Below are 24,251 nucleotides of genomic sequence, written 5' to 3'. Positions count from 1 at the left end.
TCCGGATCACCGGACCCGCTCCGGGTTCTCCACGGCGCGAACCACGACAGGAACCACGACAGGAACCACGCCGCGCTCCTCGGCGCGGCCTACGGCGCGAACAGGATCTCGCGGCACCGCTCCCAGGTGGCCGGGTCGGCGGCGACGAGCAGGCCGTCCTCGCCGCCCGGGGCCTCGGGGCGGTAGGGGGTGCCGTCGAGGCGGGCGGCGCGGCCGCCGGACTCGGCCACCAGGAGGGAGCCGGGGGCGTGGTCCCAGGGGAGGGTGCGCCAGTAGAGGATGAAGTCGGTGGCGCCCTCGGCGATGTCGGGGTACTCGATGCCGGCGGCGTGGCGGCCGGCGGTGAGTCCGCCGAAGGCGTCGGCGTTGGCCTCGATCAGACGGCGGCGGGACGGCTCCAGGAACCGGCTCTTCACCGAGCCGCGCCAGGCGGCCGGATCGGTGCCGGCGGGCGTGCGGGTCAGCCGACGGCCGTCGCGCCAGGCGCCGGAGCCGAGTTCGGCGGTGTAGGTGGTGGCGGTGGCCGGCTGCCGGATCCAGGCGGCGACGGTCCGGCCGTCGCGCACCAGGGAGACCATCACCGCGTAGTCGGGGCGGCCGGCGACGAAGTTGGCGGTGCCGTCGACCGGGTCGACGAGCCAGACGGCGGGTTCGGCGTGCAGGGCCCGGGCGAGCGCGGGGTCGGCGGCCACCGCCTCCTCGCCGACCACCGGGACGGGCAGCAGCTCGCGCAGCCGCCGCGCGATGATCAGCTCGGCCTCGTGGTCGGCGACGGTGACCACCTCGCCGGGGGCCTTCTCCATCACCTCGCCGGAGGCCAGCGCCCGGAACCGGGGCTCCACGGCCTCGGCCGAGGCCTCGGCGATGATCTCCGCCACCTTCTCCATCAGCACGTGCCCGCTCCCTTCGCTCTTACCACCTTCGCACGTCAGTGCGGTTCCGGTGGGCGGCGGGCAGGGCTGACGGCCGACGGATTCCGGAATCTGTTGTCCGGGCTCTGGAATCCGTCGGCCGTGCGCGGTGGTCCCTCGGCGGTGGTCCCTCAGCGGTCCTCCGTCGGGCCGTCCAGGTAGTGGAAGCCCGGGCGGGGGTGCATCAGGAACTCGTGGTGCGAGATGTTCCAGGCGTACGCCCCGGCCAGGTCGAAGAGCACCCGGTCGCCCGTGCGGAGGCGGGCGGCGGCAGGCGCGGCCTGGGCGAGCACGTCCTTCGGGGTGCAGAGCTGGCCGGTCAGGGTGGCCCGGCCGGTGGTCACGGCGGGCCGCTCCCACGGATGGGGCCAGTCCTCGACCGGCAGGGTGCCGAACGGCTGGCTGTGGCCCCGGGTGGCCGGGGTCCGCAGGTGGTGGGTGCCGCCGCGGACGACCGCGAAGTCCTCGCCGTGGCTGCGCTTCACGTCCAGCACCTCGGTCGCGTACCAGCCGCAGTACGCGGTGAGCGCCCGGCCGGGCTCGATCCGCAGGACCAGGCCGGGGTGGCGGTCCAGCAGCTTCCCGAGGCCCTCGCCGAACGCGGTCCAGTCGAACCGGGCGCCCGGGTCGGCGTAGTCGACGGCCATGCCGCCGCCCACGTTGACCTCGTCCAGTGCGAAGGCGTGCCGCTCGGCCAAACGGGTGGACCAGCCGACGATCTGCTCCGCCAGCGCCAGATGCTCGGAGGCCGCCAGCCCGCTCGCCAGATGGGCGTGCACACCGCGCAGCCGCAGCTGCCGCCGGACCGGGCCCAGCGGGCCGACCGGCTCGGTGAGCAGGCGGACCGCCGCCTCGGCGCGGTCCGGGTCCAGCCCGAACGGGGTCGGGCGCCCGCCCATCGCCAGCGCGACGGAATCCAGGGTTCCCGCCCCGACCGGCAGGTTCACCCGCAGCAGCACGTCCACGGTCGCGTCCGGCCGGTCGGCCAGCACGGCGGCGAGCGCCGGTACAGCTCCTGCTCGCTCTCGACGTGCCAGCGGTGCACACCGGCGTCCACGGCGGCGGCGATCTCGGCGGGCGTCTTGCCCGGCCCGCCGAAGGCCAGCGGGGCGTCCGGGACGGCCGCCCGCACATGCGCCAACTCGCCGCCGCTGGAGACCTCGTAGCCGTCCACGGCCTCGCGCAGCGCGGCCAGCACCGGGGCCTCGGGATTGGCCTTGGCCGCGTAGTACAGCTCGACCCGCTCCGGCAGGGCGGCCCGGACGGCGGCGGCGTGCGTCCGCAGGGCCGCCAAATCGTAGACATAGGCCGGGAGTTGTTCCGGTTCCAGCTCCGCGACCTGGTGGCGGACGGCGTCGGTGGCGGTCATCGGGTCCTTCCGGCGGTGACGGGCGGGGCCTGGACGGGCTGCGGAATCCGGGCGGTGGGCGGGGCCGGCGGTGCGGGCGGGCCGGGTACGGCGGACGCGGCGCTGGTGCGGGCGGCGCCGGTGTGGGCGGCCTCGGCCAGCACGGAGCGGGCCAGCGGCGAGGCCATCCGGACGTACCCGGCCGCGCGGTCCGCCTTGCGCTCCCAGCGGGTGAGCAGGTTGGCCTTGCCGGGCAGCGGCACGCCGGCGAGCAGCGCGCGCAGCCGGGGCGGGCAGCCGTGCTCCGCCGCGTACTCCTCCAGGACGCGGCGGACCGCCTCCCAGAGCGCGCCCTCCGCCGCCGGGTGGAGGTCGGCGACGGCGGCGAGCAGTTCGGCCACGTGGTTGACCAGCAGGCAGTAGACCACCCGGTCCCAGCCCCGCTCGGCGTCGTAGGCCATCGGCCCGGCGACCTCGGGCGGGAGCGCGGCGAGCAGTTCGGCGTGCCGCTCGGGGACGAGCTTCGTCCCCTCCAGGTCGCGGAAGAGCACCTGGGCCGGACGGCCGGACGCGTCCACGCCGATCAGGACGTTCTGCAGATGCGGTTCGAGCACCACGCCGTGGTCGAAGAAGGCGGCCAGCACCGGCGGGAGCAGCAGGCGCAGATAGGCCGTCCACCAGTCGAGCGCGCGGGCCGGGTCGGCCGGGTCGGACAGCAGCCGGGAGATGTGTGCCGAACTGGTCGGGTACTCGTCGGCGACGGCGGCGGCCAGCAGCGGGGTGACGCCGGGGCGCAGCGAACCCCCGAGGCCCTCGCGGACGATCAGGCCGAAGCCCTCGTACAGGGCCCGGTCGGGCCGGCCGTCGGCGCCGGGGACGGCGAGCGTGCGGAACGCCGGCTCGCGCAGCACGGCGGCGTCCGGGAACCGCTCGGCCAGGTCGGCCAGCACCGGGGCGAGCAGCCGGGTGAGGGTGACCGCGCCGGTCAGCTCGTAGGCGGCGTTCTTGCGCAGGCAGTTGGTGATCCGCACATTGAGGCTGAACTTGAGGAACGCGCCCGCGCCGTACAGGGTCCGCACCGAGGCGGTGGCCGCGAACGGGGTGCCGCCGGGGCCGAGGTCGATGATGTCGCCGCTCTCCAGCGCCCCGCGCAACAGCGGGTGGTCGCCGATGAGTTCGTACTGCCAGGGGTGGGCGGGCAGCAGCCGGTAGCCGTCCGGGACGGCGGCGAGCCCGTCGAGCAGGGCGGTCGCGGCCGGGTCGGCGGAGGACTCGGCGATCAGCTCCTGCCGGACGGCGAGGTGGCGCAGCGGGAATTCGGCGCGGGCCTCGGGGGCGTAGTCGCGCCAGTCGCCGCGTTCGGCGGAGCGGGACTTGGGCGCGGGGTGGAACCGGTGCCCGAACAGCAGGGCCTGCTCGGACTCCAGGTAGCGGTTGGGGCCGGGCTCGGGGCGGCCTGCCAGGGCGGTCGAGACCGCCGTGTGGCTGGAGGCGAGCTGGCCGAGGAACTCCTCGTTGACCGTGCCGGTGCGCAGCTCCAGTTCGCCCTGGACCTGGCGGGCGAGCTCGCGCCAGTCCAACTCGCGCCAGCTGCCTTGGTGTTCCTCCTCCACCGGCCCGGTGAAGCGGTGCGCCCCGATCAGCGAGGTGCGGCGCAGGGCCACCCGGAGCAGGGTTCCGCGCCGGGGGAGGCGGATCAGCAGGCGGCCGTCGGTGACGGCGGTCTGGTGTTCGGGTGCGGACACCTCGCGCAGCAGGCAGTTGAGCAGGGTATGGACCACGGCATGGTCGGCGGTGGGCAGTTGGTGCGTCATGAGCGACTCCAACGCTGGCGGGATCGGGAGGAGAGTGCGGTGGCCGCGACGGCGGCCAGGAGTGCGGCGGCGGTGCCGACCAGCACGGGGGAGGTGGCGCCGAACCGGCCGTTGACCAGCGCGGCGACGGCGCCGGCGGCCACGGCGCCGCCCTTGGAGACGAATTCGAGCGAGCCGAAGAGCCGCCCGGGGGCCCGGCCGCGGCAGGCCTCGGCGGCGAGCACCGAGAGGCAGACCAGCCCGAGGGTGAGTCCGGCGCCGAGCAGCAGCCGGACGGCGACGAAGGCCGGCAGGGAGTCGGCCGCGGCGTGTCCGGCGAGGCCGAGCGCGACGAAGCCGAAGCCGAGCGCGATGCCGGTGTGCGGGCGGTGCAGGAAGACGGTGTGGGTGCGGGCCGCGAACGCCAGGTAGCACAGGTGGGGCAGGGCGAACAGCACACCGGTGGTGGTGCCGGAGACCCCGGGGAGGCGTTCCTCGGCCAGGGCTATCAGATAGGGGAAGGAGATGATCGTGGCGAAGACGAAGGCGAACTCCAGGCCGTAGAGGACGCGCAGGGGCGTGCGGCCCGGCGGCTCGTCGGCGGGGGCGCTCGTCGGGGTGGCCGCGGTCGCGCTGCCGGGGTCGGGGTCGGCGGCGGAGTCGGTGGCGGGGTCGGAGGCGGCCTCGGTCCCGGCCGTTGCCGTTGCCGTTGCCGTTGCCGTCGCCCCGGGCCGGCCCGGCTCCGGCAGCATGGAGAGGAACACCGCCGCGGTCAGCGGCAGTACGGCCATCAGCAGGTACTGCCGGTGCGGGTCGATCCACGGTGACAGCAGGCCGACCAGGATCGGCGCCGCCACCAGTGCGGCCCGCGCGCTGCCCTGCATCAGGGTGAGGGCCCGGGACAGCCGGGCGCCGTCCAGGGCAGCGGCCAGATAGCCGTTGGTCGCGGCGAAGGTGCCGCCGAGGAAGCCCTGGAGCACCAGCGCGAGGGTGAACGCGGGCAGCGAGTCGGCGGCCCCGGCCAGCAGGAAGGAGACGGCGAGGCCGAGTTGGGCGCGCAGCAGCAGTCGCTTGCGGCCGTACCGGTCGGCGAGCCGCCCCCACAGCGGGGCGCCGAGGGCGCTGAACACGGTGGGCACGATGTACAGCACGCCCGCCCAGCGTCCCTGCTGGTCGCCGAGTCCGGGCAGGATCGCGGTCAGGTAGGGCGGCAGGCCGAGGGCGGCGAAGGAGGCGACGAAGTAGCAGGCGGCGACGGCGTGCACCTGGCGCCGGCCGAGTCCGCCCGGTGCGGCGGTGTCGCGTTCGGACTGCCGGGGCAGCGCGTCGACGGTCACTGCGCCGGTCCCGGCTCGATGGTGGAACGCTGCTGCGGCAGCAGGTAGTTCGGGCCGTCGGTGTAGTGCTTGTTGATGTCGGCGGCGCCCGAGCGCTGCTTGCTGAGCAGGGTGCCGGCGGTGACCATCGCCTTGACCGGGAGCCGTTCGGCGTCGAGCAGGGCGGCGCGCAGCGGTTCGGCGGCCGGTCCGGTCCGCTCGACCGCCTCGGTCAGCCGCTTGCGCAGCAGGGCGAGCAGGTCGTCGAGTCCGGCCCGGCCGTGGGCGGCGAGGCCGAAGGCGAGCGAGCCGGTGCACAGGTGGCCGGTGATGGTGGTGAAGAGGTCGGTGAGCCGCCGGTCGTCGTCGCCGAAGATCCGGGCATCGTCGAACTCATCGGGTGCGGGGGAGAGTTCGCCGAGGGAGGCGGTCATGCGTCCGGTGTGGACGCGCGGACCGTCGTCGTCCTTGTAGAGCAGGCGCAGGCCGCCGTCCTGGTCGAGCACGAGGGAGGTGTTCTGCTGGTGGGACTCCAGGGCGACGCCGTGGCCGAACAGCGTGGTCTGCCAGTCGAGCAGCAGCTCCAGCAGGGCGTCGTAGAGGGCGACCGGGTCGCCGCCGTGGAACCGGTCGGCGAGCCGGTCGACGACCAGGCGCCCGCCGGTGGGCGCCTGGGCCGCATCCGCAGGCGAATCCGCAACCGAATCCGGCCGCAGCCGACGCCGGGGCCGACGCCGGTTCCGGGGCCGGGGCGAGCAGCGCGGCGAGCGGGACGGTCACGGACCGCTCCAACCCCTCCGGGTAGCGGCGCAGCAGCACCGCCAGCAGCTCGTGCCCGGCGTGTGCCCAGGTCTGCTCGTCGGCGTGCAGGATCCGCCCGGCGAACCGGGGTTCGCGCGCCAGCACGGCCTCGACCAGCCGCTGTCCGGCGGCGCCGTCGACCAGCGTGCCGGGCTTGATGGTGCGGCGGTTGAGCCGGCCGAGGGTGGCGGTGGCGAGCGGCAGCTTCAGGTGGTGGACCGGGTCCTCGGCGACCGCGACCGTCCGCATCGAGAGGGTCGGGACGACGGTCAGGTAGGGGCGCTCGGCGAGCACGGCGCGGTCGTCCAGCCCGGTGGCGCGCAGCGCCTCGTCCAGGGCCGGGCCGACGGTCAGCGGGTGCACCGGCAGGGTCTCCCAGGCGGTGTCGCCACCGGGCAGGTCGAGGCCGAGCCAGCTCGGGGTGGGCCACCAGCGCGGCAGCGGTCGGTCGCCGTGCCGGGTGAGCGTGCCGGTCGGCAGGGCGAGCCAGCGCAGTTCGAGCCAGCGCAGTTCGAAGGCGGGATGGAACTCCGGTGCGTGGGAGCGCAGTTCGCGCTCGTCGAGGCCGGAGCGGCCGCGCGCCGTCGGGTAGACCGGGTGGTCCAGGAAGGCGGCCAGGGTGTCGTGGCCGAGCGCGGCGGCGGGGCCGGTCCAGTGGGCGGGGTCGGCGCCGTAGAGGTCGGTGAGCGCGGTGTGCACCTCGGCACGCACCCGCTCGTGCAGCTCCATGGTGGCGAGGGTCTGGCGGCACTCCTCGGCGAACGCGGCCCAGCCGGGCCGGTCCTCGGCGTCGGCGTGGGCGGCCAGCGCCGCCAGCGCGTCGTCCAGCTCCTCGATCCGGCGGCCGTCGACCTCGACCAGCGGCAGGCGCGCGCCGTACTCGCTCTGGAAGCCCTCGGCGGCGACGGGGACGGCGATGCCGCGCTCGGCGGCCACCAGCCAGGCGCCGTCGGGCCGGTGCTCGACCGTGCCGCGGGTGCGCAGTCCGAGCACGTCCTCGCGGACCAGGGTGGAGAGGACCCGGACGGTGAGCACACCGGCGGGGGTGGTGGCGGTGCTGCTGGCGGTGGCGGAAGGCGTGGTCGCGGCGCTCACGGGGTGATCTCCCAGCGGTTGGCGGCCACGAACCGGGCCACGGCGGCGTCGACGGCGGCCTGCTCGGGGCCGATCGCCCAGATCACGCCCAGGTAGTCCCGGTTGGTGCGGTAGTGCTCGTGCCGTTCGCCGACCGGGCGCAGCGGCCGGTAGGCGAGCCGGACTCCGTCGACGTCCTCGTCGTACGGCCCGGGGGCGGCGGTGAGGGTCCCGGCCCGGTCGGCGCAGACCACCTCGTTGCGGGCGCGCAGCCGGGTGGCGGCGCAGCGTTCGCCGAGGTCGGCGGGGAGTTCGAGGCCGAGGTGGGCGGCGAGGATGTGCTCGAACAGCGGGACGCCGAGGATCTCGGCGAGCATGAGGTCGCACTGGTCGCCGATGGCGCGGTAGTTGACCTCGATGATCCGGGCCCGGCCGTCCGGCTGGACGACGAACTCGGTGTGGCAGGCGCCGAGTCCGACCCCGAGCGCGTCCAGCTGGGCCAGCACCTGCGCGACCACGGCCGACGGGTGCGCGGGGACGAACTCCAGCACCTCCTCGATGAAGTCCGGCGGCGGGGAGAGTCTGGTCCGGAACCCGCCGAGGACGTGCCGGCGGTGGCCGTCGCCCAGCGTCTCCAGGGTGCACAACTGCCCCTCCAGGAACTCCTCGACGACGAGGGCGGCGCCGGGGCGCCGGTCCTGGATCTCCTTGGCGCGCCGGACCAGTTCCTCGATGTCGGCGACCAGTGAGACGTCCTCGCTGGCGACGCCCTCGCGCGGCTTGACCACGACGGGGAAGGGGAGGTCCGCCGCGCGCAGCACGGACGGGTCCTGCTCCGGGGCGAGTTCGACCGAGCGGACGGCGTCGAGGCCGGCGGCGGCCAGGTGGCGGCGGAGCTGGCCCTTGTTCTTGGCCCGCAGGGTGGCCTTCCAGTCCTTGGCCGGCAGGCCGAAGTACTCGGCGGTGAGCGCGGTCTGGGTCTGCAGGTGGTCGCTGTTGCTGAAGACGGCGAACGGCGCGTCGGCGGTGCCGGAGGCCCGCAGGCGGGAGATCAGCCCGATCACCTCGCGGAAGTCCCGGACCTCGCACTCGGTCACCTCCGGCGCGAACTCCGTTCCGGCGTAGGCACGTCGGTGGGCGTCGGCGTGGTCGGTGAGGACGGTGACGGCGAGCCCGAGGCGGGCGGCGGCCGGGAGGAATCCGTCGGTCACCGAGTCGGTCGGGTTGTGGGCGAGCAGGTAGAGGCGCATGGCAGGGCGGGTCCTCTCCGTGTGGGGCGGGCGAGCGGGCGAGGGCAGGCGTGAGGAGCGCGGGCCGGCTCGGGTGAGGGTGAGGGCGTGCGTAAGGGCGTGCGTGAGGGCGGGCGGGGACGGGGCGCCGAGGGGCGGCCTCCGGCCGTCCCCCCTGCCGCCCCTCGCCGCCCGCCCGTCCGGGCGCGGGGCCTACTTGGGGGCGTCGACGCCCGCGGCCTTGGCGATGTCCACCAGCATGGCGTCGGCGGCCTGGACGCCGATGCCCGACATCCAGGTCTCGTCCGGCACGTTGAAGACCTTGTTGTTCTTGACGGCGTTCAGGCCCTTCCAGACCGGCGTGTCCTGGACCTCGCTCTGCTTGGTCTTGGACGGGTCGTCGGCGACGGTGACGAAGACCAGGTCGGCGTCGGCCTGGTTCACCTGCTCGGCGCTGACCTCGAGGATGTTCTGGTCCACGTCCTGGGCGGCCGGGCGGGCCAGGCCGACGTCCTTCAGCACGACGCCGCTGTAGGAGGCCTTGGCGTAGAGGCGGGTCGGGCCGGCCACGAAGCGGACCACCGAGGCGGTCGGCGCGGTGCCGCCGTTCTTCGCCTTGATCGCCTCGCCGAGCTTGGCGGCGCGGGCCTCGTAGTCGGCGAGGGCCTTCGCGGCCTCCGCCTCCTTGCCGAGGGCCTGCGCGTAGAGGGCGAGGTTGGCCTTCCACGGGAAGCCGGTGGTCTCGGCGAGCACGGTCGGGGCGATCGCGTTGAGCTTGTCGTAGACCTTGGCGTGCCGGACCTTCGAGGAGAGGATCAGGTCGGGCTTCAGGGAGGCGATCAGCTCCAGGTTCGGCTCGTTCATCGGGCCGACGTCCTTGGCGTCCTTGATCTTGTCCTTGAGGTAGTTCGGGAAGCCGCCCTCGGTCTTCATGTGCGGGGAGACCGCGCCGACCGGAGTGATGCCGAGCAGGGTGACGTCGTCCAGCTCGCCGCTGTCCAGGACCACCACGCGCTTGGGCTGGGCCTTGATCTCGGCCGCGCCGGCCGCGTGGGTGACGGTGCGCGGGAAGACGGCGGCCGCACCGGCGGCGGCCGAGGCGTCGCCGGCCGGCTTGGCGGTGTCGGCGGCCTTGCTGTCGCCGTTGCTGCCGCAGGCGGCGAGCAGGGTGGTGGAGAGGGCGACGGCGAGGACGGCGACGGGCAGTCTGCGGGCGCGGACGGAGCGGTTCATGAAGGGTTCCTTGTCTCGGTTTCGGGGCAGGGCGGGGTGCCGGAACGACCCGCGAAGGGCGGGCGCGGCCGGAAGCAGGGGGAGTGGCGCTCGGGGAAGGGGGTCTCAGCCCTCCGGGGCGGCCGGGACAGCCGGGGCAGCCGGGGCAGCAGGGGCGGCCGGGGCAACCGGTGCGGCGGCCCGTCTCGACCGGGCCCTGGGCACGACCAGCGGCGTGCCGGTCTCCGGGTCGGGCACGACCTGGCAGGCCACCTGGAAGACGCTCTCCACCAGTTCGGCGGTGAGGACGTCCCCCGGCGCCCCGGCGGCCGCGAGCCGGCCGTCCTTGAGGACGACCAGGTGGTCGGCGTACCGGGCGGCCTGGCCGAGGTCGTGCAGCACCATGACGACCGTCCGTCCGGCCTGCGCGTGCAGGTCGGAGACCAGGTCGAGGACGTCGAGCTGGTGCCGCAGGTCGAGGAAGGTGGTCGGCTCGTCGAGCAGCAGCAGGTCGGTGTCCTGGGCCAGCGCGAGCGCGATCCAGGCCCGTTGCCGCTGGCCGCCGGAGAGCCGGTCCACGTGCTGGTCGCGCAGCTCGGCCATGCCGGTGCGGGTGAGCGCGTCCTCGACCGCGGCCTGGTCGGCCTTGGACCACGGGGTGAGCATCCGCTGGTGCGGGAACCGGCCCAGCCGGACCAGCGCCTCGACGGTGACGGCCTCGGGGGTGACGGGCTGCTGGGGCAGCAGGCCCATCCGCTTGGCGAGCGACCTGGCCGGCATCCGGTGGATGTCGGAGCCGTCCAGGGTGACGGTGCCGGCGGCCGGGTCCAGCAGCCGGACGAGGCCGCGCAGCAGCGTGGACTTGCCGCAGGCGTTGGGGCCGACGATGGCGGTGACGGCGTTTCCGGGCAGTTCGAGGTCGAGCCCGTCCACGACGGCCCGGTTGCCGTAGCGCAGGCCGAGGCCGTGGGCGGCGAGGCGGTTCGTCGACCGGTCGGCACCCGCGGCGGGCGAGCCGGTGGCGGCCTCGGCCGCGGTGGTCACGTCGAGGGTCATCAGCTGGTCCTCTGGGGAAGCCGGCCCTGGCGGATCATCAGCACCAGGAGCCAGGGCGCGCCGAGCGTGGCGGTGACGGCACCGACCGGCAGGCCGTGGACGGGGATCACATGGAGCACGAGGAGGTCGGAGGCGAGCAGCAGCAGGGAGCCGGTGAGGGCGGTGAGGCCGAGCGTGCCGAGGGTGGGCGGTCCGGCGAGCAGCCGGACCAGGTGCGGCACGGCGAGCGCGACGAACGCGACCGGCCCGGTGAGGGCCGCGGCGAGGGAGGCCAGGGCGATGGTGAGCAGGAGCAGCAGGACGCGGTCGCGCTGCGGGTTGAGCCCGAGCCCGCCGGCCGAGTCGTCGCCGAGGTCGAGCACGGCCACCCGGCGCTGGCAGAGCACCACGGCGACGGTGGTCAGCGCGATGGCGGAACCGCCGATCCAGACCTCGTCCCAGTTCCGGCCGTAGAGGGAGCCGGTGGTCCACTGCATCGCGGAGGCGGCCAGCTCGGCCGGGAACCGCACGATCATCAGATTGACGGCGGCGGCGAGGCCCTGCTGGACCGCGAGCCCGACCAGGACCAGCCGGGTGACCGCCATCCGGGAGCGCCAGGCGAAGCCGCCGAGCAGCAGCGCGGCCAGCAGCCCGCCGCCCAGCGCGGCCAGCGGGATGAGCTCCTGCGAGGCGCCGGTGGCGAGCATCAGGACCGCGCCGAAGGACGCGCCGCCGGTGACACCGATGGTGTCGGGCGAGGCGAGCGGGTTGCGGAACAGGCGCTGGAGCATCGAGCCGGCCACCGCCAGCCCGGCGCCCGCGATCAGCGCGGAGACCACGCGCGGGGCGCGGAACTCCTGGACCACCAGGACGTTCCCGGAGTCGCCGGACCCGGCCAGCGCGCTCAGCGCCTCCCAGATCGTCATCCTGACCTGTCCGGTGCCGAGCGCGATCCCGGTGAGCAGGACGAGCAGGACGGCGGCGACCAGCGACCAGGCGGCGGTCCGGGCGCGGCGACGGGCGGCGGAGGTGCCGGCGCCGGGGGCGGCGGGGGTCCTGGTGAGGACCGGGGCGCTCATCGGGCCACCTTGCGGGCCAGTACGGCGAGCAGCGGCGCGCCGAGGAACGCCGTCACGATGCCGACCTCCAGTTCGGAGGGGCGGGCCACCATCCGGCCGAGCACATCGGCGGTGAGCAGCAGCACCGGACCGGCGATCAGGCAGCCGGGCAGCAGCAGCCGGTGGTCGTTGCCGAGGAGCGGCCGGACCAGGTGCGGGGCGGCCAGTCCGATGAACGCGACCGGGCCGGCGACGGCCACGGCGGACCCGGCGAGCAGGACGACGGCCAGGCCGCCCACCACTCGGATCCGGGCCACCGGCACGCCGAGCGACTGGGCGCTCTCGTCGCCGAGCGCCAGCGCGTTCAGCGAGGGCGCGACGGCGAAGGAGGCGATCAGGCCGAGCGCCAGGAACGGCAGCACCGGCACCAGGGTGTCCAGGTGCCGCCCGGCGACCGAACCGGCCAGCCAGAACCGCGCCTCGTCCAGGGTGCGGTGACTGGCCAGCATCAGCGCGGAGGTCCACGAGGTGAGCACCACCGTGAGCACGGTGCCGCCGAGGGCGAGCCGGACCGGGTCGTGGTCCCCGCCGTGGCGTGACATCGCGTAGGCGGCCACGGCCGCCACCGCCGCTCCGGCGAAGGCGAACCACACGTACTCGATCGGGCGGGTCAGCTCGAAGGTGTAGATCGCGGCGACCACGGCGAAGCTCGCGCCGGCGTTGATGCCGAGGGTGATCGGCGAGGCGAGCGGGTTGCGGGTGACGCCCTGGGCGACCGCCCCGGCGACACCGAGCGCGGCCCCGACCGCGAGGCCGATGAGCGTCCGCGGCACCCGGAGGCCCGTCACCACATCGGCGTCGCCGCCGTGCTCACCACCGGTCAGGGCGCCGACGACGGTGCCCAGCGGGATCGTGCGGGAGCCGAGCGCGAGGCTCAGCGCGGCGCACAGCGCCAGCAGGCCGAGCCCGGCAACCAGCACCAGGGGGAGCCGGGCCGCTGAGCGGACTCTCGGGGCCGGGGCCGGAGGAGACGGCGGATCGATAGTGAGCACGGGGGGAGATATTAGGTTAGGTATGCCTAAGTGAGTCAAGTCCTGGCCGGATTGGTACGTACCGGGCGGGTCGGAGCGGCGATCGAAGGGGTGGCGATCGGCGGGGTGGCGCGAACCGGCCGATGAGTGCCTATAAGGTGAGGCTCACCTAACACGATCTCGGGAGTGCCGGTGATCTTCTCGGGTCAGCCCCTGCCTGCCGCCGTACCCGTCGCACCACGTCCCGCGAATCCGCTGGACACAGACTACCGGCTGCTGCTCGACCTCTGCCCGGTGCTCCGGGTGCGACTGCTCGCGGCCGACGAGCCCGCCCCGGCCCGTGCGCTCGGCTGGTACTCCGCAGCCGATCTGGCGACCGATCCGGCCGCGCTGGCCGCGGCACTCGCCGGCGAGGCCGCGCGGATCGCCCCGGTCGCCGCCGGGCACGGCACCGCGCCGCGCCCGCACGTCGCCGCCTCCCGGCTGCTGCACCACTACCTCTGGTCGGTCTGCGTGCTGATCGCCGGACCGTGGCGGCTGGGGGGTCGCGTCCCGTCGATCGACGGCGCGAACCTGTGGTTCCACGCTCCCACGGGTGATTTCGCGCTGCGCCCGCACGCCCATGTCACCCTCCCCGGCGAGGACGAGCTCAGGGCCGAGCTGCGCGCCGCCGTCGTCGCCCATGTGGAGCCGCTGCTGGCCGCGTTCGCCGCCCCCACCCGGCGCGGCACCCGGGCACTGTGGGGCATGGTCACCGACGACCTCGCCTCGGCGATCTGGTACCTGGGCAAGCGGCTCGACGAGTCGGCCGGCTCGGCGGTCCCGGCCGAGGAGGACGCCGCCGTCACCGCCGCGACGGCCGTGCTCCCCGGGCACACCGACCCGCTCCTCGGCGCCGCGGACTTCCGCGTCCTGTGCGGGGAGGACGGCCGCACCCACCACACCCGGACCCGCCTCGGCTGCTGCCTCTACTACGCGATCGAGCCCGGCGGGGCCTGCGTCACCTGTCCCCGGACGGGGGACGAGGAGCGCCTGCAGCGGCTCTGACGGCGCGCCGACGGCCCGCCGACGGGCCGGCGGGGCGCCTCGGTAGGCTCGCCGGTCGTGATCGACTCCACCACCCACGTCCGCGTCGCGAGGCCCTCCCGGGGCCTCGCGGCGGCCGAGCGCTTCTACGTCGACGGCCTCGGCCTGGCCGTCCTGTGGCGCACCACCGAGCACGTCCCCGGCGAGCACGACCTCCTCATGGTCGGCCCGCCCGGCGGCGGTTGGCACTTCGAGCTGACCCACGACCCCGAGCGGCCGATCGAACCGGCCCCCACCGTCGACGACCTCTTCGTGGTCTACCTCGGGACGCCGGTGGACGAGGCGCTGGTCCGGCGCCTGGAGGCCGTCGGCGGTACCCGGGTGCCCTCGCACAACCCCTACTGGGACGAACACGGCGTCACGGTGGCCGATCCGGACGGCTACCGCCTGGTGCTGTGCACCCGCGTCTGGGCGTCCTGAGCGGCGACGCCGCGACGCGACGACGCGGTGGGACGACGCGGCGGGATGACGGCCAACGGACCGCAGATGGGGAAGCTGCCACCTGTTGGCCGCCATCCGTCATCCGTCGCACGTCGTCCGTGGTGCGTCAGCCCCGGACCAGGAGGCCGGCGAGGCGCCCGAGCTCGTCCCGGACGGACTCCCGCTCCTCGGCGGTGAGCCCCTCGGCGATCGACTCCGCCCGTCGGGTGAAGACCTCGGCGCTGGCACCGTCCGCCAGGCGGTGCGCCAGGTCGGCCCGCAACGCCAGGATGCGGACCAGCAGGACCGGGGCGGGCGGCCCGTCCGGCGACTCCAGCGCCCGGTCCAGCACCCGGGCGGCCGCCGCCGGGTCCTCCTTGGAGTCGGCGAACAGCGCGGCGTGGTGCAGCGCCTTCGCGAACGGCTCCTCGGAGGACGGCCGGTGGTGCCGGTCGGCACGGATCGGCTGACCGATCCGCAGGCAGTTGCCGCCGGGATCGGTCAGCACGAACTCCCGCACACCGTGCGGGGTGTCGCCGACCGCGCCCAGCCGGGGCAGGCCCTGGGTCGGCACCCGCCCGTAGGCGGACCGCAGGCCCTCCTGGAACGCGGCGTGCAGCGCGTCCACGTCGTCGGTGCGGACCAGACAGGTGCCGTGGCCGGCGCCCGGGTCGTACTGCTGCATGCCGAGGAAGTGGAGCTGGATGCCGCCGCGTTGGACGACGGCATAGGGCTCGGGGTTTCGCTGATGGACAGTCACTTCGAAGCCGAGTGCGGTGTAGAAATCGAGCACCGGCGGGAGAGTTTGACAGGGCAGGATCGGAACCGTCGATTCGACCATGCTCGCTGACTTTACCCCTGGTTGACCGTGAAACGGACGCTTCCGCTCAGATGTCGGCCACGGGCTGCCGGGCCCGCGCACCGGTGGCCACCGCCGGTGGCCACCTCGGACGACGGCCCGCTACCGCTCCGGTACGACGGGCGCCAGTCGCTTGACCATCACCCGTTCTGCGAAGGCCTGTTCGGCCCCCGGTGCGCCGCCCCCGACCGACCGCCCCGACACCTCCGGCCGGTCCGCGTCGGTGAACCCGTTGCGCCGGTACAGCGCCTCGGCCGGCGTGTTGCCCGTGAGCACGGCGAGCCGAAGCGAGGTGCGGCCCGTCCGCCGGGCCCACGCCTCCACGGCGGCCAGCAGCCGGTCCCCGGTCCGCTGCCCCCGGGCCTCCGGGCCGACCCAGAGCGAACGCAACTCGCCCACCCCGTCCCGCCCGGGCGAGGGAATTCCGCCCGCCAGCCCGACCGGCCGCCCGTCCGTCGACACGGCGACGACGTGCACGGCGTCCCGGCGCGCGAACCGGGCGCGCCACTCCTCCTCGCCGCCCGTCGGCCAGTCCGACAGCCGTACCTTGAAGGCGTGCGGCGCATCACGGAGTGCGGCCAACCGGGCGTCCCGCCACAGCGGCCAGTCGTCCGGGTCGGCGGGGGTGAGGATTCGCAGATCGATCACGGCAGCAGTCTGGGCCCGCGCTCCGGGGCTCGTCCAGCGGGCCCGTGCGGCGGTGGCGGGCCCCATGGAGCTGACGGTGCGTCGAGCCTGCCAGCATCGGGGCGGCCAACTGTGGTGGTCCGGAGAGGAATTGACCTTGTGTCTGCCGCGCGCGGACGGCTACCCGACGGCGGCGGTCGCGCCGGCGGGCTCGGGTGCCTCGGGTGCGGACCGGCGGCGGGCCTCCCACTCCCGGCGGAGCAGGCCGAACAGCAGGCGGTCGTAGCGGGCGCCGGCGAGCAGGACGGCGTCCCTGCGGCGCCCCTCCTCCTGGAAGCCGAGCCGGGTGAAGGCCCGGGCCGCCCGGGTGTTGCCGCTCCAGGTGTCCAGCTCCAGCCGGTGCAGCGGGAACATGCCGAACAGGTGGTCCACCAGCAGGCCGAGGGCCTCCGTGCCGTAGCCGTGGTCCCAGAACTCCCGTTCGCCGATGAAGATCCCGACCTCGGCGACGCCTTCGTACGGGTCGACGCCCCGGTAGTCGACCATGCCGATCGGGCGGCCGCCGGCCTTCTCCTCGACGGTGAGGATGCCGCTCTCGCGCGGGTCGAGGCGCAGGATCCGGGCGAAGCGGTCCGCCAGGGCTTCGGCGGTGGTCGGGCCGAAGCGCGGGTCGCCGGCCGCCGCCAGCCGCACCACCTCCGGGTCGTTGCGCCAGCGGAGCTGGTGTTCCGCGTCCTCGGCGCGCAGGGCGCGCAGTCGTACTGCCGTTCCTTCGATCATGATCGGATGGTAGGCCCGGTACGGCGCTCCCGGCACCCGCATTCCGGGCCGCAAGGGCCCACCGTCTCCGCCCGGCGCCCACCGGCCACCGCCCACCGACCCGGCCCGCGCGGGCCGTCAGCCGACGGTGACCCGGACCTCCTTGCTGGCCAGCGCCCGGCAGGAGGCCGGGTTCTGCGCCTCCTTGCAGCTCGCCAAGTCGACATACCGCCAAGTGAGCGTGGTGCTCCCGACGGCGGTGGCGGTCCAGCTCTGGCGGACGGTGTGGCCGCAGCCGGCGGTCTTCGGCGGGCAGGTGCTCTGCTTGCTGTCGGCGTCCCGGCGCAGCAGGGCGGTGTCGCCCCCGTCGAGGAGCCGCCAGCCGTGCGGCAGCGGCGCGACCCGTACATCCATGCCGACCGTCCGGCCGACGGCGAGGTGGACGTCGCTCGGTTCGAAGGCGGGCTGCTTGCCGCCGGCCACCGCCTCCGCGTCGAGATCGGCGGGCAGGGCCAGCAGGGCGGCGGGCTGTTCACCGCCGGAGCCGCCGGAGCCGCCCGGGCCGCTGGACGAGCACCCGGTCAGGGCCACCAGCCCAACGGCGAGGACTGCGGCTACGCCAGTAGGGACCGTCCGACCCTTCATGCCGCACCCCCCGCCCGCGCGTCCCGGCGCAGCTCGAGCAGCGCGGCGACCTCGGCCAGCCAGCGCGCGAACAGGTGCTCGCGCCCCACGTCCGCCCCGGTCGCCGCCGCGGCCTGCAGCCAGGTGCGGACGAGCGCCGTGCCGGACTCGCCGATCACCGGCTCGGGCAGCGCGAGCGCGGCCGCGAAGCCGCCGGTCCGCACGTGCCGGGCCAGGAAGCCCAGGGGGTACGGGCCGATGCCCGCCGCCTCGGCGCGGTGCGCGGCGGCGATGGCCGCCTCGGTGAACAGGGCCTGGCGCGGCCCGCCGGCCAGCAGCAGGCCGCGGGTGACGGCGGCGGGCACGTCGAGGTCCGCCAGTTCGGCATCGGACCGGACGGTGGTCATTTCGGCAGCTCCAGGGCGGTCGACTGGTTGAGCGGGTGGTCGCCGGGGGTGAGTCCGCCGAGCTGGCTGTTGATGAACTGCTCCTCCGTCACCCAGGAGGTGAAGCCCCACGGGTTGTAGATCTGGAGCTTGTCGCCGTCCCGGCCGATGATCATCATCTGGTGGCCGGAGTCCTCGTTGCGCACGGTGATCGGCACCGGCAGGCCCTCGTCGACGGACTTCTCGATCCGGGTCACCGCGTTGCGCCGGTCCTCGTCGCTCTTCAGCTCGACGTGTTCGTAGTCGGCGCCGGTCGCCCGGCCGAGGTCCTTGTCGGCGAGGTAGGTCTGGGCCGTGGCGCCGAGCCCGGCGTCCACCTGCGGGTAGACCTTCTTGTTGCCGTCGGCCCGCTGGCCGTCCCTGTACTCGCCGAGGTAGGCGTCCTGGAGGCGCTGCCCGAAGTTCTCCGGCGAGTCGGCGCCGGGGGTGTCGGGTGTGCCGCCGGTGGTCAGCTGGAACATCAGCAGCGGGTCCAGCTTGGCCTGCGCGATGACGGTGGAGGCGGCGACGCAGTCGCTCACGTTGCGCTGCGAGTAGACGCCGTAGCCGTCGATGCTGACCGGTTGGCCCTGGTAGGTGACGTCGAGGTTGTCGGAGGACTCGCGCCGGGTGTCGTCGGTGGACGTGGCCGGTACGAGGTGCTGGGCCAGCCAGGCGGGGTCGTCGCCGTGCGGGTGGATCTGCGCGTCGAACCGCTGGATGTCCGCCACCGGGTGCCCGGCCGCCAGCGCCTTCCACAGGTAGGCGGACTCCTCGGGGGACTTGGCGCCGGAGAGCAGCGCGCGGAACGCGGCCTGGTCGGTGCCGGTCATCACCCCGAGCACCTGGTTCGCCCGGTCGAGCTGGTTGGGAGTGAGGATGTAGTCGCCGTCCTCGCCCGCGCCGGGGTTCTTCTCGGTGGCCAGCACCACCGCCGCCAGCGGGTCGATCGAACCGTCACCGGCCCGCGCCGCGCGCGCCTTGGCGGCGAGCTGGTTGAGCTTGCCGGCGGTGCCGGTGCCGCAGCTCTCGGCCCGCCGCGCGGCCGCGAGCCGGGTGCCGACGCCGGCCAGTGCCGTCTCCCGGGCGCCCTGGTCGAAGCCGCCCGGGTCGTGCCGGGCGCGTTCGCCGGCGTCGTGCAGCTGCTGGCGGCCCTGGGCGTCGGTGGACTTCGCCCACTGCAGGTCGTTGGCCCAGGCGTCGAGCACCTTGGCGGCCTCGGCGAGGGTGTCCTTGGAGGTCGTGGTCTCCGCCGACATCGCGTGCACCGCCTGGGTCGCGTGCTCGGCGACCGAGCCCGTCCACACCGAGGGCAGCTGGTTGGCCGCCACCCCGGACAGGTCGGTGGTGGCCTTGGCGAAGGAGGCCGCCGCCTTCGCGTAGTCCTGCGCCCGGGCGCGGACCGCCGCCGGGTCGCCGACCGGCTCCGGGACGGCGAGCGCCTCCTCGATGCCCTGCAGCAGGTGCAGGTTGGGCAGCATGAACGTGAACTGCTCGATGCTGTGCCGCGCGTGCTCCAGATCCTTGACCTTGCTCACCGGCCGCCGCCGGCGGGCACCAGGCCGGAGGTGACGGCGTGCTCGGTGTTGCGGTAGTTCGCCGTGGTGGTGGCCATCTTCTGGGACAGCTCCTCCAGCGCGCGCTGGGTCACGCCGATCTCCTTCGACCAGGCGGTGTCGAAGGAGGACCAGGCCCGGTCCACGCCGAACTCGCCGAAGGCGGTGGACGCGTAGCAGACCGAGCCCGCGTACGCGGTCTTGGCCTCGGCGATGTCGGTCGCCGTCCGGCCCAGCTGCTCGGCGACGCCGTTCAGGCCGCCCACATTGACGTGGTAGCCGTCCGGGCCGGCCGATCCGCCCGGCCCGGAGCCGTTGACGGTGCCGCCGGCGGCGCCGGGCACTGTTCCGTCGCTCATGTTCGTCGTTCCCCCCGTGCTGCGGGCCGTCCGCCGGCCCGGGTCGGTCGGCGCCGCGCCGTGGTGGTCCGCGCGGCAGCCGAGCGGAGAGCCTAACGCCTGCCGTCGGCCGGGGGCGGCGGGTGTCCGGCCTCCCGCCCCGGCCCCGCGATTTCTTCACGCGGGGCGCGCGCGGGCTCCGCTTCGGGCCGCCCGTCCTTGGCACGTTCTTGGGTTTCGGCGGGCGCAGCCGGGGTGTTCGCCGGGCCGGGCAGGGGCGGTCAGCCGACGAGGTCGCGCCGCATCCGGTCGAGGATCAGGCCCGCGCCGGTGTAACCGATGCCGAGCATCCAGAGGTTGTCGTCGACCTGGTGGACCCTGCCGTTGCGCACGGCGTCGAGGCCGTTCCACAGTGTGCCGCCGACGATCCTGGCGTGGTCGGACTTCGCCGGGTCGCCGTAGACCGAGTAGAAGATGACGTCGGCCGCGGCCTGGTCGACCTGCTCGGGGCTGATCTCCAGCGCGAAGCCGGACTTGTTCTGGTTGGCCGGGCGGCCGAGGCCGAGGTCGGTGAGGATCGAGCCGACGAAGGTGTCGTTGAGGTACAGGCGGGTGGGCGCCCCGGCGAGGAAGCGGGCCATCTCGACCTTGAGCGCCGCCGCCTTCTCCGGACCGCCGAGTGCCGTGACCAGCTCGGCGGCCTTCGCCCGGTACGCCTGCTCGGCGGCCGCCGCCTCCGCCTGGCGCCCGAGCGCCTCGGCGTGCAGCCGGACGTTCTCCTTCCAGGCCGGTCCGGTGGTTCTGCTCAGCACCGTCGGCGCGATCTTGGACAGCTCGTCGTAGCGCTTGTCGTCGCGGACCTGGTTGCCGAGGATGAGGTCGGGGTGCAGCCCGGCGATCACCTCCAGCTGGGGCGAGCCGATGACGCCCACGGCCTTGACGCCGGTGAGGCGTTCGGCGGGCAGGTAGGCGGAGAGCGGCGCGCCGGCGGCGACGGTGGTGGCGCCGACCGGGGTGAGGCCCAGGGTGACGGCGGAGTCGAGGGCGTCGGTGTCCAGGACGACGACCCGGCCGGCCCGCGGTGGAACGGTGCTCTCGCCGCGCGCGTGCCGCACCACGCGGGGCGTTCCCGTAGTGCCCGTAGTGCCTGTAGTGCCGTCGCCCGTACCACTCGTGCTCGACCCGTCGGACCCGCAGGCGGTGAGCGCTGCTCCCGCGGCCGCGGCCAGCCCGGCGGCCAGCGCGAACAGCCCGCGCCGGCTCGGGGCGAGGCGGGCGGGGCCGAGGCGGACGGGGGCGGGGAGCGAACGGCGGTGGGCGGGGGTGTCGGGCATCGGGCGACTCCGTTCGGGCGGCAGGCGGCGAGGCGGCTGATCCCTGCCCGGTGACACGGATCGTTACGCCTGCCCGACCGTCAGTCGCCCTCCCGGTGCTCCAGGCGCTGCCGCAGCAGCTCGTCGTACTCGGCGTGCACCCGGCGGTCCATCGCCAGGGCGAACTGGGCGTCGGTGACCGTACGGGCGAGCGGGCGGATCCGCAGGATCTGCTCCGTCAGCCGGGCGGCCTCGCCGGGCGGCAGCGGGGTCTCGGCGGACAGCGCGCCGAGCACGTGCTCGCGCACCAGGGCGGTGAAGATCTCGGCTATCGCCGTCACGTGCTCCTGGGTCCGCCGGCTGGCCGCCAGGACCACCGACAGCGGTACGCCCTCCGCCACCAGCGCCGTGGTGGCGTCCATCAGGCGGCGGCTGACGTGGGTGATGCCGTCCTCCTCGACGGTGATGAAGCCCTGGTCGATGGACTCGGCGGTGTTCTCCTCGGTGAGCTGGTCGCCGAAGGCCGCCTTCAGCTCGTCCCAGTCGAGATGGACCGCCGTCTCGTCGGACCAGGGCGCGACGAGCGCAGCCTCCAGGCCGATGAGATCGGCGACGTCCCGCCCGCTCTCGCCGGCGCCGATCAGTTCGGCGATGCCGCCGAGGGTGTGGCCGCGCTCCAGCAGCTCGGCGATCATCCGCAGCCGGGACAGGTGGGCCTCCCCGTACCAGGCGATCCGTCCCTCCTTGCGGGGCGGCTGGAGCAGCTTCCGCTCGCGGTAGAAGCGCAGGGTGCGGGTGGTGATCCCGGCCGCTTCGGCCAGCTCCTCCACCCGGAACTCGCGGTGTCTGTCCTCGGGGGCAGCTTCGACCTTGTCCACGGCGCTCAGCATAGGACCGGCGCTTGTCCGATCGGAGCGGTCGGGCTTCTTCCATCAAGTGTCAACAAGGGCTACCCTGCCAACCGTGCCAGTGATTGCTGGCACGGTTGGCGTGATCCGCGCCGCGCCGAGCAGCGGCGACGTGCGCCCCACGGTCCCCCACCCCCAGGAGGACGCCGCATGGCATCCAGCACCAAGCGCCCCCGCCCCCGAGCCTCCGGGGCGACCACCCAGGACCGGTCGCGCACCGCGCCCGAGGCCGTGGAGCCGGAAGCTGTCGAGTCGGAAGCCGTTGAGCCCGAGGCTGTGGAGTCGGAAGCCGTCGAGCCGGAAGCGGTGGAGCCGGAAGCGGTCCCGCACGTCCGGGTCGCCGTCATCGGCTCCGGCTTCGGCGGCCTCGGCGCCGGCGTCCGGCTGCGCCGCGCCGGCATCACCGACTTCGTCGTCCTGGAGCGCGCCGACTCGGTCGGCGGCACCTGGCGCGACAACAGCTACCCCGGCTGCGCCTGCGACGTCCCCTCGCACCTCTACTCCTTCTCCTTCGCCCCCAACCCGGACTGGCCGCGCAGCTTCTCCGGCCAGCCGGACATCCGCGCCTACCTGGAGAAGGTCGCCGACGTCTTCGGCCTCCGCCCCCACCTGCGCTTCAACACCGAGGTCACCGAGGCCCGTTGGGACGTCGAGCGGACCCGCTGGCAGATCACCACGACGGCCGGCCGCTGGACCGCCGACGCCGTCGTGGCCGCCGCCGGACCGCTCGCGGACCCGCAGATCCCCGACCTGCCGGGCCTGGACTCCTTCCCCGGCAAGGTGTTCCACTCCTCCCGCTGGGACCACGACTTCCCGCTCGCGGGCAAGCGCGTGGCGATGGTCGGCACCGGGGCCTCCGCCGCCCAGATCGTCCCGGCGATCCAGCCGCAGGTGGGGAAGCTGACGGTCTTCCAGCGGACCCCGGCCTGGGTCCTGCCGCGCCGCGACCGGGCGATCACCGAGCTGGAGAAGCGGCTGCACGGCCGCTTCCCGATCACCGCGAAGGCCCGCCGGGGCACCCTGTTCGCCCTGCGCGAGCTCCAGGTGGACGCGTTCGTCCGGCGGCCCGGCCTGCTCAAGCTGGTCCAGCGCCTCGCCGAACGCCATCTCGCCGACGGCGTCGCCGACCCGGCCCTGCGGGCGAAACTCACCCCGGACTACCGGATCGGCTGCAAGCGGATCCTGCTCAGCAACACCTACTACCCGGCGCTCGCTGCCGCCAACACCGAGGTGGTCCCCGCCGGGCTGCGCGAGGTGCGCGGCTCGACCCTGGTCGCCGCCGACGGCAGCGAGCACGAGGTGGACGCGATCGTCTTCGGCACCGGCTTCCACGTCACCGACATGCCGATGGGCTCCCGGGTGTTCGGGGCCGACGGCACGAGCTTCGCCGAGAAGTGGAAGGAGGGCATGGAGGCCCTGCGCGGGTCCACCGTGCACGGCTTCCCGAACTTCTTCTTCGTCATCGGCCCCAACACCGGGCTCGGCAACAGCTCGATGATCCTGATGATCGAGTCCCAGCTCAACTACCTGATCGACGCGCTGACCAGGCTCGACGAGATCGGCGCGACCGCGATGCAGCCCACCGCCCGGGCGCAGCGGCGCTGGAACCTCGAACTCCAGCACCGGATGGACCGCACGGTCTGGAGCACCGGCGGCTGCCGCAGCTGGTACCTGGACAAGAGCGGCAAGAACACGGTGCTCTGGCCCGGTTCGACCACCTCGTTCCGCCGCGCCACCCGCAAGGTGGACCTCACCGAGTACGAGCTGATCCTCCGCCAGGACGACCGGGCCGCGCTGTCGGAGCCGTTCGCATCGTCCGCACTGTCAGCGCCGCCGTCCGAGCCGTCCGCACCGTCCGGGCCGTCCGCGGCCGCCACCGGGACCGAGGAGGTCATGGCATGAGCCGCCGTCCGATCCCCGCCGACTGTCTCCAGCCGGTACCCGCCAAGGAGTTGGCCGTCCGCTCGGCCGACGGCACCCGGCTGCACGTCGAGGTCCACGGACAGCCGGGGGCGCCCACCGTCGTCCTCGCGCACGGCTGGACCTGCACGACCCACTTCTGGGCGCCGGTGATCCACCGGCTCGCCGACCGGTACCGGGTGGTGGTCTACGACCAGCGGGGCCACGGCCGGAGCGAGATCCCGTCGAGCCGGGCCCGCTACTCCACCCGCGCGCTGGCCGAGGACCTCGCCGCCGTGCTCACCCGGGTGGTCCCGGAGGGTGAGCGGGCGGTCCTGGCCGGGCACAGCATGGGCGGCATGACCATCATGGCGGGTTCCGCCCGCCCCGAGGTCGCCGAACGGACGGCGGCCGCCGTCCTGATCTCCACCGGGCCGTCCGACCTGCTCGCCGAGGTGCGGATCGTCCCGGACGCGGTGCGCCCGCCCGGGCTGCGCCGCTTCCTGCACCGGCAGGTGCTGCGGTCCCGGCTGCCGCTCGGGCCGGTCGGTCCGGTCAGCCGGGCCGGGCTCAAGTACGCGATCATGGGCGCGGAGGCGCCCGCCGAGCGCACCGAGGTGGCCGTCCGG

The 24,251-nt window shown here is 74.6% G+C and carries 21 protein-coding genes and 2 pseudogenes; 4 read left to right on the top strand and 19 right to left on the bottom strand.

Annotation, left to right across the window (positions count from 1 at the left end; translation table 11 throughout):
• Positions 1-89: 89 nt before the first annotated feature.
• From VR45_RS02680 to VR45_RS02635, 10 genes and pseudogenes are all read right to left on the bottom strand, one after another.
• Positions 90-887, bottom strand: coding sequence for an inositol monophosphatase family protein (locus VR45_RS02680; RefSeq protein WP_045938061.1), 798 nt, complete (start codon positions 885-887; stop codon positions 90-92).
• 155 nt (positions 888-1,042) lie between these two features.
• Positions 1,043-2,280, bottom strand: a pseudogene (locus VR45_RS02675) (type III PLP-dependent enzyme).
• Positions 2,277-4,073 (bottom strand): IucA/IucC family protein, encoded by a 1,797-nt coding sequence (locus VR45_RS02670; protein ID WP_078896179.1) that lies wholly within the window; start codon positions 4,071-4,073, stop codon positions 2,277-2,279. Before VR45_RS02670 ends, VR45_RS02675 begins: the two are co-directional and overlap by 4 nt.
• Positions 4,070-5,389 (bottom strand): MFS transporter, encoded by a 1,320-nt coding sequence (locus VR45_RS02665; protein ID WP_234325807.1) that lies wholly within the window; start codon positions 5,387-5,389, stop codon positions 4,070-4,072. Before VR45_RS02665 ends, VR45_RS02670 begins: the two co-directional genes overlap by 4 nt.
• Positions 5,386-7,204: pseudogene (locus tag VR45_RS02660) on the bottom strand (IucA/IucC family protein). Before VR45_RS02660 ends, VR45_RS02665 begins: the two are co-directional and overlap by 4 nt.
• A 56-nt stretch (positions 7,205-7,260) precedes the next feature.
• Positions 7,261-8,493, bottom strand: coding sequence for an ATP-grasp domain-containing protein (locus VR45_RS02655; protein WP_045938033.1), 1,233 nt, complete (start codon positions 8,491-8,493; stop codon positions 7,261-7,263).
• Positions 8,494-8,685: 192 nt separating this feature from the next.
• The gene (locus VR45_RS02650; RefSeq protein ID WP_045938032.1) at positions 8,686-9,705 is read right to left on the bottom strand and encodes an iron-siderophore ABC transporter substrate-binding protein; all 1,020 of its coding nucleotides are present in this window, start codon (positions 9,703-9,705) and stop codon (positions 8,686-8,688) included.
• A 105-nt stretch (positions 9,706-9,810) separates the two neighbouring features.
• Positions 9,811-10,740, bottom strand: coding sequence for an ABC transporter ATP-binding protein (locus tag VR45_RS02645; RefSeq protein ID WP_078896178.1), 930 nt, complete (start codon positions 10,738-10,740; stop codon positions 9,811-9,813).
• Complete coding sequence (locus tag VR45_RS02640; RefSeq protein WP_045938031.1) at positions 10,740-11,798, bottom strand: iron ABC transporter permease; 1,059 nt, start codon at positions 11,796-11,798, stop codon at positions 10,740-10,742. Before VR45_RS02640 ends, VR45_RS02645 begins: the two co-directional genes overlap by 1 nt.
• Complete coding sequence (locus VR45_RS02635) at positions 11,795-12,760, bottom strand: iron ABC transporter permease (protein WP_234325810.1); 966 nt, start codon at positions 12,758-12,760, stop codon at positions 11,795-11,797. The genes VR45_RS02640 and VR45_RS02635 overlap by 4 nt, the downstream gene beginning before the upstream one ends.
• Positions 12,761-12,994: 234 nt before the next feature.
• Between VR45_RS02635 and VR45_RS02630 the strand changes: the two genes are divergently transcribed.
• Both VR45_RS02630 and VR45_RS02625 read left to right on the top strand, forming a co-directional pair.
• Entirely contained in the window at positions 12,995-13,855 is an 861-nt protein-coding gene (locus VR45_RS02630) for a (2Fe-2S)-binding protein (protein WP_052708805.1), read from the top strand.
• Between the two features lie 57 nt (positions 13,856-13,912).
• Entirely contained in the window at positions 13,913-14,314 is a 402-nt protein-coding gene (locus tag VR45_RS02625) for a VOC family protein (protein WP_045938030.1), read from the top strand.
• A 127-nt stretch (positions 14,315-14,441) separates the two neighbouring features.
• On the opposite strand, the gene VR45_RS46625 is transcribed toward VR45_RS02625, so the two are convergent.
• The 9 genes from VR45_RS46625 to VR45_RS02580 form a co-directional block, all read right to left on the bottom strand.
• Entirely contained in the window at positions 14,442-15,155 is a 714-nt protein-coding gene (locus VR45_RS46625) for a VOC family protein (RefSeq protein ID WP_045938029.1), read from the bottom strand.
• A 120-nt stretch (positions 15,156-15,275) separates the two neighbouring features.
• Positions 15,276-15,821 carry a GNAT family N-acetyltransferase gene (locus VR45_RS02615; protein WP_045938028.1) on the bottom strand — a complete coding sequence of 182 codons (546 nt, stop codon included), beginning with the start codon at positions 15,819-15,821 and terminating at the stop codon, positions 15,276-15,278.
• 159 nt (positions 15,822-15,980) lie between these two features.
• A complete protein-coding gene (locus VR45_RS02610; protein ID WP_045938055.1) occupies positions 15,981-16,580 on the bottom strand; it encodes a GNAT family protein in 600 nt (199 codons plus the stop codon).
• Between the two features lie 117 nt (positions 16,581-16,697).
• Positions 16,698-17,150 (bottom strand): hypothetical protein, encoded by a 453-nt coding sequence (locus VR45_RS02605; protein ID WP_045938027.1) that lies wholly within the window; start codon positions 17,148-17,150, stop codon positions 16,698-16,700.
• A 50-nt stretch (positions 17,151-17,200) separates the two neighbouring features.
• A complete protein-coding gene (locus VR45_RS02600; RefSeq protein ID WP_045938026.1) occupies positions 17,201-17,590 on the bottom strand; it encodes a hypothetical protein in 390 nt (129 codons plus the stop codon).
• Positions 17,587-19,146, bottom strand: coding sequence for a hypothetical protein (locus VR45_RS02595; RefSeq protein WP_045938025.1), 1,560 nt, complete (start codon positions 19,144-19,146; stop codon positions 17,587-17,589). Before VR45_RS02595 ends, VR45_RS02600 begins: the two co-directional genes overlap by 4 nt.
• Entirely contained in the window at positions 19,143-19,523 is a 381-nt protein-coding gene (locus VR45_RS02590; RefSeq protein WP_078896176.1) for a type VII secretion target, read from the bottom strand. Before VR45_RS02590 ends, VR45_RS02595 begins: the two co-directional genes overlap by 4 nt.
• A 260-nt stretch (positions 19,524-19,783) precedes the next feature.
• Complete coding sequence (locus VR45_RS02585) at positions 19,784-20,836, bottom strand: iron-siderophore ABC transporter substrate-binding protein (protein WP_078896175.1); 1,053 nt, start codon at positions 20,834-20,836, stop codon at positions 19,784-19,786.
• Positions 20,837-20,916: 80 nt separating this feature from the next.
• Positions 20,917-21,693 (bottom strand): MerR family transcriptional regulator, encoded by a 777-nt coding sequence (locus tag VR45_RS02580; RefSeq protein WP_234325806.1) that lies wholly within the window; start codon positions 21,691-21,693, stop codon positions 20,917-20,919.
• Between the two features lie 180 nt (positions 21,694-21,873).
• On the opposite strand from VR45_RS02580, the gene VR45_RS02575 reads away from it, so the two are divergent.
• On the top strand, positions 21,874-23,625 hold the full coding sequence (locus VR45_RS02575; protein ID WP_078896174.1) for an NAD(P)/FAD-dependent oxidoreductase: 1,752 nt from the start codon (positions 21,874-21,876) through the stop codon (positions 23,623-23,625).
• On the top strand, positions 23,622-24,251 hold a 630-nt coding region (locus VR45_RS02570), incomplete at its 3' end, for an alpha/beta fold hydrolase (protein ID WP_045938022.1). The genes VR45_RS02575 and VR45_RS02570, both read left to right, overlap by 4 nt.

The sequence above is a fragment of the Streptomyces sp. NRRL S-495 genome (genome assembly GCF_000966955.1).
Lineage (GTDB): Bacteria > Actinomycetota > Actinomycetes > Streptomycetales > Streptomycetaceae > Kitasatospora > Kitasatospora purpeofusca.
The sequence above is the reverse complement of the archived record's forward strand: the minus strand, read 5'-3'. Positions and strand labels throughout refer to the sequence as shown.